This is a genomic window from Prauserella oleivorans (assembly GCF_042685745.1).
Lineage (GTDB): Bacteria > Actinomycetota > Actinomycetes > Mycobacteriales > Pseudonocardiaceae > Prauserella_A > Prauserella_A oleivorans.
In genome coordinates this window covers 1,892,241-1,903,592 of sequence record NZ_JBHUNT010000001.1, presented here as the reverse complement: position 1 = coordinate 1,903,592, position 11,352 = coordinate 1,892,241, and the positions used below count along the sequence as shown (strand labels likewise).

The 11,352-nt window shown below is 66.5% G+C and carries 14 protein-coding genes; 13 read left to right on the top strand and 1 reads right to left on the bottom strand.

The genetic code is table 11. The features are described 5' to 3' along the window. Positions 1-4 precede the first annotated feature (4 nt). The 6 genes from ACFSZT_RS09395 to ACFSZT_RS09370 all read left to right on the top strand — a co-directional run bounded on the left by ACFSZT_RS09395 (position 5) and on the right by ACFSZT_RS09370 (position 5,233). Positions 5-190, top strand: coding sequence for a hypothetical protein (locus ACFSZT_RS09395; RefSeq protein WP_112277136.1), 186 nt, complete (start codon positions 5-7; stop codon positions 188-190). A gap of 76 nt (positions 191-266) precedes the next feature. Further along, a complete protein-coding gene (locus tag ACFSZT_RS09390; protein ID WP_233520033.1) occupies positions 267-686 on the top strand; it encodes a TadE/TadG family type IV pilus assembly protein in 420 nt (139 codons plus the stop codon). After that, entirely contained in the window at positions 683-1,180 is a 498-nt protein-coding gene (locus tag ACFSZT_RS09385; RefSeq protein ID WP_233520034.1) for a TadE/TadG family type IV pilus assembly protein, read from the top strand. Before ACFSZT_RS09390 ends, ACFSZT_RS09385 begins: the two co-directional genes overlap by 4 nt. Then, on the top strand, positions 1,177-1,629 hold the full coding sequence (locus ACFSZT_RS09380) for a pilus assembly protein TadG-related protein (protein ID WP_237338358.1): 453 nt from the start codon (positions 1,177-1,179) through the stop codon (positions 1,627-1,629). Before ACFSZT_RS09385 ends, ACFSZT_RS09380 begins: the two co-directional genes overlap by 4 nt. A 54-nt stretch (positions 1,630-1,683) precedes the next feature. Next, entirely contained in the window at positions 1,684-2,121 is a 438-nt protein-coding gene (locus ACFSZT_RS09375) for a hypothetical protein (RefSeq protein ID WP_110341339.1), read from the top strand. A 64-nt stretch (positions 2,122-2,185) separates the two neighbouring features. Further along, positions 2,186-5,233, top strand: coding sequence for a BTAD domain-containing putative transcriptional regulator (locus tag ACFSZT_RS09370; protein WP_146240082.1), 3,048 nt, complete (start codon positions 2,186-2,188; stop codon positions 5,231-5,233). A gap of 26 nt (positions 5,234-5,259) precedes the next feature. Here ACFSZT_RS09370 and ACFSZT_RS09365 read toward each other — a convergent pair whose 3' ends face one another. Continuing rightward, positions 5,260-5,634: a winged helix-turn-helix transcriptional regulator gene (locus ACFSZT_RS09365; RefSeq protein ID WP_158559785.1), complete on the bottom strand. Its 375-nt coding sequence runs from the start codon at positions 5,632-5,634 to the stop codon at positions 5,260-5,262. Between the two features lie 1,819 nt (positions 5,635-7,453). Between ACFSZT_RS09365 and ACFSZT_RS09360 the strand changes: the two genes are divergently transcribed. From ACFSZT_RS09360 to ACFSZT_RS09335, 7 genes are all read left to right on the top strand, one after another. Beyond that, positions 7,454-7,699 carry a hypothetical protein gene (locus tag ACFSZT_RS09360; protein WP_146240083.1) on the top strand — a complete coding sequence of 82 codons (246 nt, stop codon included), beginning with the start codon at positions 7,454-7,456 and terminating at the stop codon, positions 7,697-7,699. Positions 7,700-7,867: 168 nt separating this feature from the next. Next, the gene (locus ACFSZT_RS09355) at positions 7,868-8,155 is read left to right on the top strand and encodes a hypothetical protein (RefSeq protein ID WP_110341346.1); all 288 of its coding nucleotides are present in this window, start codon (positions 7,868-7,870) and stop codon (positions 8,153-8,155) included. Between the two features lie 15 nt (positions 8,156-8,170). Then, positions 8,171-8,437: a DUF7178 family protein gene (locus ACFSZT_RS28415; RefSeq protein WP_449301411.1), complete on the top strand. Its 267-nt coding sequence runs from the start codon at positions 8,171-8,173 to the stop codon at positions 8,435-8,437. 21 nt (positions 8,438-8,458) lie between these two features. Next, a protein-coding gene (locus ACFSZT_RS09350) for an IS5 family transposase (protein WP_377478383.1) occupies positions 8,459-9,255 on the top strand; the annotation gives its coding sequence in 2 pieces (ribosomal slippage) (positions 8,459-8,789 and positions 8,789-9,255; 798 coding nt in all). Then, complete coding sequence (locus ACFSZT_RS09345) at positions 9,252-9,857, top strand: DUF7178 family protein (RefSeq protein ID WP_449301410.1); 606 nt, start codon at positions 9,252-9,254, stop codon at positions 9,855-9,857. Before ACFSZT_RS09350 ends, ACFSZT_RS09345 begins: the two co-directional genes overlap by 4 nt. 362 nt (positions 9,858-10,219) lie before the next feature. Then, positions 10,220-10,528 carry a hypothetical protein gene (locus tag ACFSZT_RS09340; RefSeq protein ID WP_110341350.1) on the top strand — a complete coding sequence of 103 codons (309 nt, stop codon included), beginning with the start codon at positions 10,220-10,222 and terminating at the stop codon, positions 10,526-10,528. Positions 10,529-10,722: 194 nt separating this feature from the next. Next, positions 10,723-11,292, top strand: coding sequence for a hypothetical protein (locus ACFSZT_RS09335; RefSeq protein ID WP_110341352.1), 570 nt, complete (start codon positions 10,723-10,725; stop codon positions 11,290-11,292). The last annotated feature ends 60 nt before the right edge of the window (positions 11,293-11,352 follow it).

Below are 11,352 nucleotides of genomic sequence, written 5' to 3'. Positions count from 1 at the left end.
GCTGATGTTCACCGAAGTTCAGATCCTCATCGCCCGCATCCGGGGCGAGCTGGAGCGGCTGCGCCGCGACGAGGCGGGCTACTCCACCGAAGCGGTCGTGGTCACCGCCCTGCTGGCGGCGCTGGCCATCGCGGTCATCGCGATCATCGTCATTAAGGTCACCCAGAAAGCCAACGGCATCAACCTGTAGGCCGGTGACCACAATGCCTCGACGCCCCAGCCGACCCCGCACGCCGAACACACGCGAGCGTCCACACCGGACACGTGTGCGGGCGGCGCTGCGCCGGCTGCGGACGGATCAGCGTGGCGCCGGCACGGTCGAACTCGTCATCGCCACGCCCCTGCTGTTGCTGCTGATCCTGTTGATCGCGCAGTTCGCGCTCTACATGCACGCCACCCACATAGCCCAAGCCGCCGCCTCCGAAGCCCTGTCCGCAGCACGCGTGTACGGCGGCAGCACTGCCGCGGGCAATGCCGAAGGACAACGAGTCCTCACCCAACTCGGAAGTGGCCCGCTGCAAGGAACATCGGTCAACGTCCAGCGAGGACCGAACCAAGCATCCGTGACGGTCACCGGAACCGTGATCAACGTGATTCCGTTCGCGACCTTCACGGTGCACGCCGAAGCCGTTGGGCCCGTTGAGAAATTCACCCCGCCGACCGGTGCAGGGGCGGTGGCACCATGACTGCGGCCCGCCGTCTTCCCGCGTTCGCGCGCTCGATGCGCGCGAGTATTCGCGCGCTGCGCCGGGACGAACGAGGCTCCGCTGCGGCCGAGCTCACTCTACTGACCCCGCTGCTGATCCTGCTGCTGTTGTTCGTGGTGTTCTGCGGTCGGCTGGCCGACACCAAGCTGCGGATCAACGACGTCGCGCACCAAGCGGCCCGCGCCGCCACCCTGGCCCGCACCCCATCGCAGGCCACCGCCAACGCCCAAGCCACCGCCAGCGCAGCCCTGGCGTCCGCGGGGATCACCTGCCAGTCGTTGTCGGTGTCTACCGACACTCAGGGACTCAAGCCGGGCTCCACGGTGACCGTCACCGTGTCCTGCAGCGTCGGCCTCGGGGACCTGACCTCGCTCGGCGTGCCCGGCAGCCGGACGTTCCAATCCAGCTTCTCCTCCCCGGTCGATGTCTGGCGCGGCACCGCCCCCAACGCCCAAGCGGGAGGTGCGCCATGAGGGTGGCCGCATCGCTGCGCCGCCGAACCGGCCGGCTGCGCGAAGACCAGGACGGCCGGGTGACCGCCTTCGTCGTCATCATCGCCCTCGCCGCGCTGCTGTTCGCCGGGCTCGTGCTCGACGGCGGGCTCGCCCTGGCCGCCAAGGTCCGTGCGATGGGCGAGGCGCAGGAAGCCGCGCGGGCCGGCGCCCAGGAAATCGACCTGACCGCCTACCGCACCGACGGCACCCTGCGCCTGGTCCCACACCAAGCCAGCGCCGCGGCCCGCAGCTACCTCGCCGCCGCCGGCCACACCGGCACCGTCTCGGTCGCCGGCACCACCGTGAACGTGACCGTCAGCATCGACCAGCCGACCCAGCTGCTCGGGCTGGTCAGCATCGGCTCAATCACCGTCACGGGAACCGGGCAGGCCCAACCGCAACGCGGAATCTCCGGAGTACTCCCATGACGACCTTCACATGCTCGTACCCAGTTCAGTGCCACACCGGGGAAGGAGACCAGGATGGCGACGACTGAAGAGATCGAACGCCGCGTCGAGCAAGCCGACGCGGCCCGCAGCGCGAAGCGGGCAGCTGCTGCCAAGCGCGTCGGTGAACTCGCACTGCTGCGGGCAGAGGTGGCCGAGAAACTCGGCGACGTCGAGCGAGAACTCGGCGACGTCCTCGCTGAGTCCAGCGACGTCATCAGCGTTGACGAGCTGGCCAAGTTCACCGACGTACCGGCCACCGACCTCACCCAGTGGCTCAACGGCCGCAAGACGACTCGCCCCAAGCGCAAGCGGTCTACCGCCGGCACCGCCACCGCGAAACGGGACGCGAGCCAAGCATCGTCCACATCGAACCCGGCGCCGACCACCCAGCAGTCCGCGTCACCCGAGCTCGCCGGACCTCGCAACGGCGCGGCGGACACCTCCACCCGGATTCCCACGCCGGTGACATGACGCCGCTTGCTCCGCTGGCGACCGCGGAGCCGTAAACCTGTACGTCCAAGGAATCGAGCACGCCATGACCGCACACTCGCACTCCCCTCACCGAAAGCCGATACGGCCGAGGACAGGCCGCCCCGCGTGGTGGGCACTGGCCGCGGTGCTCCGGTTCGTGCGCGGTCTGCTCGCCCTCGTCGTCCTGCTCGCGCTCGTGGCGGGCCTGCCCTGGGCCCTCGTGCACTTCGTGGGGTGGCCCCTGCCTGACGACGTGCCGACGTGGGACGAGATCCAGGCGACGCTGCTCAACCCGATGAGCGCGCAGTTCCTGCTCAACACCCTGGCGGTGCTGTGCTGGATCGTCTGGTTCTTCTTCGCGCTCGACGTCCTGCGCTGCACCGTCGACGCGGCGCGCGGGATCACCTGGCCGCAGGTCCGCCCGCCTGGCCCGCTGCACGGGCTCGCCGCGGCTCTGATCGGCACCATCGTGCTGACCCTGCTCGGCAACCGGACCCCGTACACGGCTCCCACCCCGGCCACCGCAGTCTTGGCCGCCGATCTCACGCCGGTCGCCGTCGTCGCACCGCTGACCCCAGGCCCGACCGCGCAGGCCGCGGCTCCGCAGGCGGCCGTCGTCCCGGCCGCCACGTTGGTGGTCGATCGGGCAGCGCCGGCCCCGCCGGGCATGGTCCAGGTCACCGAGGAGGTCCGGCTCCCCGAGGACGGGATCTACGACAGCCTGTGGCGGGTCGCCGAACGCATCTACGGTCCCGGCGGCGGAACCCGGTGGCCTGAGTTGTTCCAGCTCAACCGCGGCGTGGAGCAGCCCGACGGCCGCGCGCTGACCCAACCCAACCTCGTGCGCCCCGGCTGGAAGATCACCGCCTACATCCCGGCCCCGCCCGAACAACATCCTCCCGGCGAGCAGCAGCCGCAGGTGCCGCCGCCGCAGCCGCCACCTCCTCCGACGAGCACTGCACCGACCACGCCTCCGTCAACACAGCCCGCGCCGAACACGACCCCGGCGCCGGCCACGGCGGACGAGGCCGGCCAGCACCACGACGACCAGGCCGAACCGGGGCTGGACCTGCTGACCGGCGTGTTCGTCAGCCTTGGCCTGGCCGGAGCGATCACGACGGCCATGGTGTCGGTCCGGATGTGGCGCCGACGCCGCTACCGCATCGGCAGCGGCGACCGCGCCGACCTGCAGCGCCCGATCGCGCCCGTGGTCCGCGCCCTGCGGGCCGCCTACGACCAGGACGACGGCGACCGCAGGCCCGTAGACGACGTGGAGTTCGTCGACCTCGCGCCGGCCCCACCGCGGATCCACATCACCGCCGCCGGGGACCTGGAACCCGACGACAAACCAGTCCCCGTACCGGCGAAGGTCGGCGTGCGGGGCGGTCGCGAACTCGCCCTGAACCTGGCCAGCACCCGCGGCCTCGGTCTCGCCGGACCTGGCGCCACCGCCGCTGCCCGCGCGCTGCTGCTGCACCTGCTCACCGAACAGCAGCCCGGCGACGGCATCCGCGTGCTCGTCCCCGCCGACGACCTGCACCTCGTCTTCGACGGCACCGACGTCGAGAACCTGCCGTCCACCGTCCACGTCGTCGCCACGCTCGACGCTGCCCTCGACGAGATGGAAGCGGCCCTGCTCACCCGGACCCGCCACGCCATCGAGCAGACCGAAACCCGACTCACTCCGGCCTCGCTCGTGCTGCTCGCCAGCCCCACGCCCCACGCGGAACGCCGCCTGCAAGCCGTCCTCGACAACGGCTCGACTCTCGGCCTGGCCGGCGTGCTCCTCGGCCAATGGCGCCCCGGCGCGACCGTGCGCGTCCGCCACGACGGCACCGTCAGCGCGACCAGCCCTGGCCTCGGCGACGCCCTCGCCGACACACGCCTGTTCAGCCTGCCCTCCACCGATGCCACCGAACTGCTTGCCGTGCTCCGCGATGCTGAAGGCCCCGCCGACCTGGCCACACCCGACCACGCAACCAGCGGCTTCACCGGCGACGAACTCGCACCGCCCGCAGACGATCACGACGTTGCACCCACGCCGCCCGTCCCCGAGCAGCGCTCGGTCGACGAGATGACCCAGCTCGAATCCACCCGCCCGCCGGAACAGGAAGACAACCAGCAGACCCCACCGGCCCCGAGCCTGCAACTGCTGGACGTCCACCCCATCCCCGTGGACGTCCCGCCGAAGGCCCCGGCCGCAGCCACCCCGGACGACACCGACGAGCGCCGCACGGCCGCCGAGGACGTCAAGCCGGCCGCCGAGCAGGCACCGGCCGCCGAGGAACCCCGGAAACCGGACAACGGTGACGTGGCAGCACCGCAAACCCCGCTGGTTGTGCGTGTGCTGGGACGCCTGCACCTGGCCCTGCGCGGCGACGAGGGAGAACGCGAGCTCAGTGGCGCGCTGACACCGAAGCAACGGGAACTGCTCGTCTACCTCGCGCTGCACCCCCACGGCGTCCGCCGCGAAGTCCTCAACGAGGCCGTCTGGCCCGACAGCCGGCCACCGCGGCCGTACAACTCGTTCCACAACACCCTGTCCATGTTGCGCCGCGCGCTCACCGACGCCACCGACGGCAGGATCAACAACCTCGTCGTCAACGACGACGGCCGCTACCAGCTCAACGACGAACTCGCCGTCGTCGACTACTGGCAGCTCCAGCACGCCCTGCAGGCGCCCCGCCCACCCGACGCCGCGGCCCAGGCCCAGCTGCACGACGCCGTCGAGCTCTACCAGGGCGACCTCGCCGAGGACCTGCTCGTGCCCTGGATCGAACCGGTCCGCGAGGCCACCCGACGCGACGTCCTGGACGCGCTCGGCGCCCTGATCCGCGCGCACGGCGACAGCGCCCCAGAAACCATGCTCACGCTCCTGGAACGCACCCGGAAGCTCGACCGCTACAACGAGGGCGTCTACCGCGACATCATCCGCACCCAAGCCCGCCTCGACCAGTACGCCGCCATCCCCCGCACCCTCGCGCTGCTGACCACCACGCTCGACGAGATCGGCCAACATCCCAGCCCCGACACGCTCAACCTCGCCGACTTCCTCCAACGCCGCGGCAGCACTCGGCGGCCGGTCTCCACCGACAACGCCGCGGCCAGCTGAACCGCGTCCGCCAGTGCAGCGGTAGCTCAGTCAGGCTGATCCTCGTCGTCCTGCGGCTGATCGCCGTCGTCCGGCGCCTTCTGCAGGCGCTCGATCAGATCGAGGTTCTCTTCCGCCCAGTCGATCAGAGGCCGCGCCCGGACCAGCAAATCCGCGCCCGCGGGCGTCAGCGAGTACACCACCGACCGCGGAAACGTCCGTTCCTCGACCCGGTCCACCAGGCCGGCGGTCTCCATCCTTCGCAAGGTCCGGCCCAATGCCCGGCTCTGAATCTTGCGGACCAACCCGGTCCACGGATCGAACGTGGTCATCTCCTGGATGGCGGCATGAAGCTCGTTGTAATGCAGCGGCCCAGCATTCAACGCCACCAGAATGTGCGTGATCCATTCCCCGTTCAGCACGTGACGGAGATCCCGCGACCGCGCTAGGTACCTAGCGTCCCCCGTTACCATGTACGCCCCCATAATCGTTCGTGACGGCTCGCCTACACTCCGCCCCCGCGGCACAGGCGAGCCCTGAAATTCAAAGTGAGAATCGCCTCCTTTCTGGCCAGAGGGCGTATAATCGTCTCCGTCATCGGCCACCTCGGTTGATCAGTGTCAAGGTTGTCAACGCTACGTCAAACGGGGTACCCGGTGCAGCGTATTTCTACTTAGGACGAACCGGCGTCACCACACCGAGTGACCAACTAGTAGATCAACAGTACGATCAGTGATCACCTCGTAGTGTCCTGGTCACCTACCGGACGACGGTCCGATTCAACTGCCTACTAGAGCGGTAGCCCTCCGAGTCCGCGAACTGCCTGGTCACCGGCCCCGCAGGGGCTACCGATGTAACGCCCGACTCGGTGGCCGGCAGGCACATGAACAGTCGACTTGGGTGGGTGGTCACCTGCCGTTACTCGTGACCCCGTGGTCCCCCTGGTTGCGCTGGTCACCATCCATCCGTACCCCACTTCCCGCTGTCTGATCGTCATGCATTGCCCGCATCTCGCTGCTCTGTTCGTTACGGTGGCAGCCTCCTGCTGTGCAGTCGCCGCTGATCAACTTGACTCGAATTCGACGCTGTATCAATTTGCATCGGATTGCCACTTGCGCTTGACAATCACAATTTCGACGGCGTGTCAATACTCAAACTTTGTTTGAGTTCTCTCGGGGTGAATCGCATGAGCCGAAAGCTGGATTAAACATGCTCGCGATTCACCATTTCTCGGCACTTCGCCATTCATAAACCCAGAAAAGCAAGAGATGAGCTGTCCGCTCCGCTGGGCTCCGCCGTGCCGGCTGCTGTCCGCTCCGCTGGGCTCCGCCGTGCCGGCTGCTGTCCGCTCCGCTGGGCTCCGCCGTGCCGGCTGCTGTGGCTCTTCTATGCCCCGGTTTGGGCAGTGGAGACCGAGAGGCCCGGCTGACGCTGCGCAACTCTGACCAGCCGTTTTGCACCGCAAGGTCACGGAACGGTAACGACGGGGCCTCTTGGGCTTGCAAAGTGTGGACCCAAGGTGTGTACTTCTACATGTCGACTCCACACCAGGAAGTAAACGGATCGAACCGAGAGGGTGAGGACCAGGGCACGGCGTCCCTGCGAGCTCTCCGATTCGGTCAGTACCTCCTTCCGGGTGTCGAGATGACAGTAGTCCCGTAAAGCGCGGGCAACGGCTTGGGCCGTGCGGACAGCAGCGAAACCGTGCAGAGCAGCGTGAAGAACGACGCGTAGCCAAACGCGCATTTCTAGTCTGGAATGCGTAGTAACTGCGCTTGCAGCTTCGCGACGTAAAGTTCTTGCTATAAAGCGGAGAAGCGCGCATAAATGGCATGCCTGCCACAGGTGTGTCCCCAAGATAAGTCAATGGTGGTCCAGCACCGAAAAACGTCGCAACGTGTAGGCGTTCGAGGTTGTTTTAGGCGGTTGCCGACATTGGGTTTCTCTGGCTTGAGAGCGTCACTCTCGCCTGCCCATAGCACGCCAAACCCTTACGGGCATGGTTCCTTGCGTTGCGCGCTAGACATAACGGCTTATCCCAACAGTGTTTTAGAGATTCAGGGAATGTGCCATCGAAACGCGCAACCCTCACCCGTGAGTAGTGCCGTATTGCCCGGATACAGGATCTGTCCCCTTTGCGGAGATCTCACAACGGCGAGGGTTGCGCGTTTCGGTGCCAGTTCACAACTGGCCTGAATCGCTGCCAGTCAACCACTTTCGCACACGAAATGGAGTACCGCCATGACTACGACTCTGATCGATTGGTCCGCCCGGATTAGCGCCATGGCGGACGCTCTGTCCGTTCCGGATGGCGGATTTTCCGTCAACCCGAGCGACGGTTCCGACATCAGCACGGGCTATGCGGTTGCCGTACATCCGGAACACGAACGCGTTTTCGACGGTTCCGTGACCAGTAACGATCTTCACGAGTACATCGCGCAAGCAAAAGACGCTCTTTCGCTACCCGGTCGCGTTCTCGGTGGGTAGCGCGACCCTGCGACCGGTCGCGTCTACCTGGACGTTTCCGTCGTGACCGCGGACCTGTCCGACGCAATGACCCTCGCGCGGGAAACCGCACAGCTCGCCGTTTTCGATTTTTCCGCCATGGAATCCATTCCGGTCACGGTCGCGGCGTGAATCAAGGAGTGAAAACCGATGAGTGCAGTCATTGTCATGATCAGCGACGGGCAAGCGCGACGGATTGCGTCCGATTGGCACGACGGTATGTCGTCCGCTCTGTATTCCTTCGCGTCATCGGGTGCGATTGACCTTGACCGCGTACGGGACGAGATCTCCCGCGAGCTGTGGCAATTGGACGTCGGAGAAGTGCGACGCGAATTGCTCGCCCTGGACAAGTACGTACGAACGGCCGGCGCGCGTCCCGCGCAATCGGGATGGTCCCGCTTGTGGGACGACTCGCCGGTGACCGTGAATCACACCTAAGAGGACTGAATTGTCATGCCTGCCCCCAGCGATCACCCATGGTTCCGGGCGCACCCTGTGAGTCACGAAAACATCGTGTGGCACTGGGAACAGGCCACACCCGACGAAATCGCGCAAGGAATGCGCTGGTATGCCGACGCGCACCACGTGGCAACCGCCATCGCGAACGGTGACGCCCATCTCGGCGCCGGAATGCTCGCGATTTACTCACCACAACAGGGATGGATCGGCAACGTCCTTAGAGCGTGTCTCGTTTGGTTCTCTGTTGTTGCGCTGTCATGATCTTGCGCTGTGATCGACTCGCTGTCGCAACGGTTGGTGCCCGACGAACTGTGGGCGTTGGTGGAACCGCTGATCCCACCGGCGAAGGAGCGTCCGCAGGGTGGCGGCCGGGCGCGGAGGGATCCACGGGCGGTGTTCACGGCCATCGTGTTCGTGCTGACCAGCGGGTGTGCGTGGCGGCACCTGCCGCCGTCGTTCGGGGTGTCGGTACCCACGGCGCATCGGACGTTCACCGAGTGGACCGAGGCCGGGTTATGGAGACAGGTGCACCAGGCGGTGCTGGACGAACTGGGTGGCCAAGGCATGATCGACTGGTCACGTGCGGTCCTGGACGGAGCATCCGTCAGGGCCAAAAAGGGGGCGGTCTGACCGGTCCGAGCCCGGTCGATCGCGGCAAGCCCGGTTCGAAGATCCACGTGCTGTCTGATCGGGCCGGCTTGCCCTTGACGGTCGGGATCTCCGCGGCCAACACCCACGACAGCCACGCGCTCAAGCCTCTGGTCAACGCGCTGCCGGCAATCCGATCCCGCCGGGGACCCCGGCGCCGGAAACCGGCCAAACTGCACGCGGACAAGGCCTACGACATCCCCGCCCTGCGCGACTGGCTGCGTCAGCGCCGCATCATCCCACGTATCGCCCGCAAAGACATCGAATCCGCCGAGAAACTCGGCCAACACCGCTGGGTGATCGAACGGTCCATCGCCTGGCTAACCGGCTACCGGCGACTGACCATCCGCTACGAACACAAACCCAGCCACTACCTCGCCTTCCTCACCCTGGGCGCCGCCATCACCTGCCACAAGAAACTCACCAAATGAGACACGCTCTTAATGCCGCTCGCGTATTGCGCGAGGGTAGGGGAATCGGCGGGCCCGGTTCCGGAATGTTCGCCACGACCGGCCAGAAACGCGCTGCGGATCGGCTGCTCGTCGGTGAGCGGTATGAGGACATCCTCAACGGTCCGAAAATCCGCGACTTTGCCCACCTGATCGAGTTCGGCGGAGATCAAGATCCGGATGACCCGCGCGTGGTGATCGATCGGCACGCGCTGTCGGTGGCGCACGGTCGCGCGCTCACCTCCGAGGAGTACGACTCGGCGCCGGTCAACGGGTTCCGCCGTAAGGACGGATCGGTTTCCCGTCGGCAGTACGACCACGTGGTGAGCCTGTACCGCCGTGCCGCGGAGCTGATCTCCGCACGCGGGGGAGAACGGGTCTCGGCGCACCAGGTGCAGGCCGTGACCTGGTTGGTCCGTCAACGGCTCAATCAGGAAGCCGAGCAACGGCGCGGCCCCAACCGGCTGGACAGGGGACGCAACCATGCCCGCGCGAATTCCGAACGCGCGTGGAACGAATTCCGGACCGTCTACCTGCCTGATCTGGCCACGTGCCCCGGTACGGGTTACCAGTCGGCTGCCTAAGTGAGGTCTCACGATGACTGACACGCAGAACCGTTCGATTCCGACAACTGTTATTCGGGTCGGTGACCTTATCTTTCTGGACAGTTTCTCCGGACTCGTACCGGCCAAGGTGACCGGGTACACCCCGCGCGGCGAAATCGCCGTATTGGTGACCGCCACGCGCGGCGCCTACCGCCGTGGCGAACACACCACATTCGCCCCGAGTGGCTGTGTCCCGCGCGCACACGTCCGGCGTGCGTTGCGGACAGTTCCGCATCTTCGGCGCGTGGACCTTTGACGGACTGCGCGACGAATTTCAACCGCGCTGGGCCTGAAACCCGCGCACGTAACCGACCCGATCGGCCAACGTCAAGGGAGATCACATGTCCACCGACACGGACAACGTCGTAGAGCTTCACTTTCAGTACGCCCAAAACGGCTACGTCATGACAGACGACACGTACGGCGAACAGGACGCCGATAGCGCGGTCGCGTTCACTCGTGACGGGTGTGCGTTTGTCGCCTGCGAGCGCGCACCGCGCGGACGTTGGCGTATCGAGTCCACCGACGGCGCGGCTGGTCCGGTGCCGCTGTCCGCCTACCGGTACCGATTTTCGGGCCTGGCGGACGCTGCGGAGTACGTCGCCAAGAAGTGCGGCGCCACGGTCCGCCGAGTCGATTCCTGGATCTAGCGCAATCGTCCAGCGCATCCCCGGAAATTTCACTGATAGTCAGCCGCGTGTCTCGGCGCCCGTTCATACGGGCGCCGCGCAGCTCTCACCCGCGCGCAACGGTTGCAACGGCTCGGCTTTCCGTTGCGGATTGTTCGACTCATCCGCGCGTACGTCATCACCTCCGTTTCCCGAATCAGTAAAGGAGTTCAACCATGTTCGTGTACGGCGTGTCCCTCACCGATATTCACAGCGTCGTACGCGACGTGTCCAGCGCGCTCTACGACGGAAACATCACCGTGCGCACGGGCGAGGATCGCAGCAACCGCGCAGGCCCCCGCGCCACGTTCACCCTTCGCGCCACCGACACAGCGGGTTCCGGCGCGAAGGGAAGCGCGTCCGCGTTCGGTAAGGGCACCGGTCCGAACGGCAGGCGCCGCACGATTTCCGCGTGTTGGCACGCCCACTACGACGTGCTGGCTGAGTTGTTCGCCCGATTTCCGGCCGCCCGTGTGGTTACGGCGGTCGCCACCTACACCGCGGCCACGTTCCGGGAACGCGCTCTGGCCACCGCCTGCCTGAATGTCGGAAGTCAGTTGTACCCGGTGACCGCGCCGGATTGCTGCGAGTGCGACCACACCGACTACGTCGACACCTTCGACCAGGTCGCCGGCACCGGTTACGTCGACGACTCCGACTGGATGCCGTCGGGCGACGCGATGCGCCCGAACACGGACGTCGACTACTTCCTTGATCAGCTCGACCGCGTGCTCGCCGAACAGTGACTCCCTTTTCCCAGCACCTCCGCACATTCACGCAATTCGACCGACGAAAGCGAGCACCAC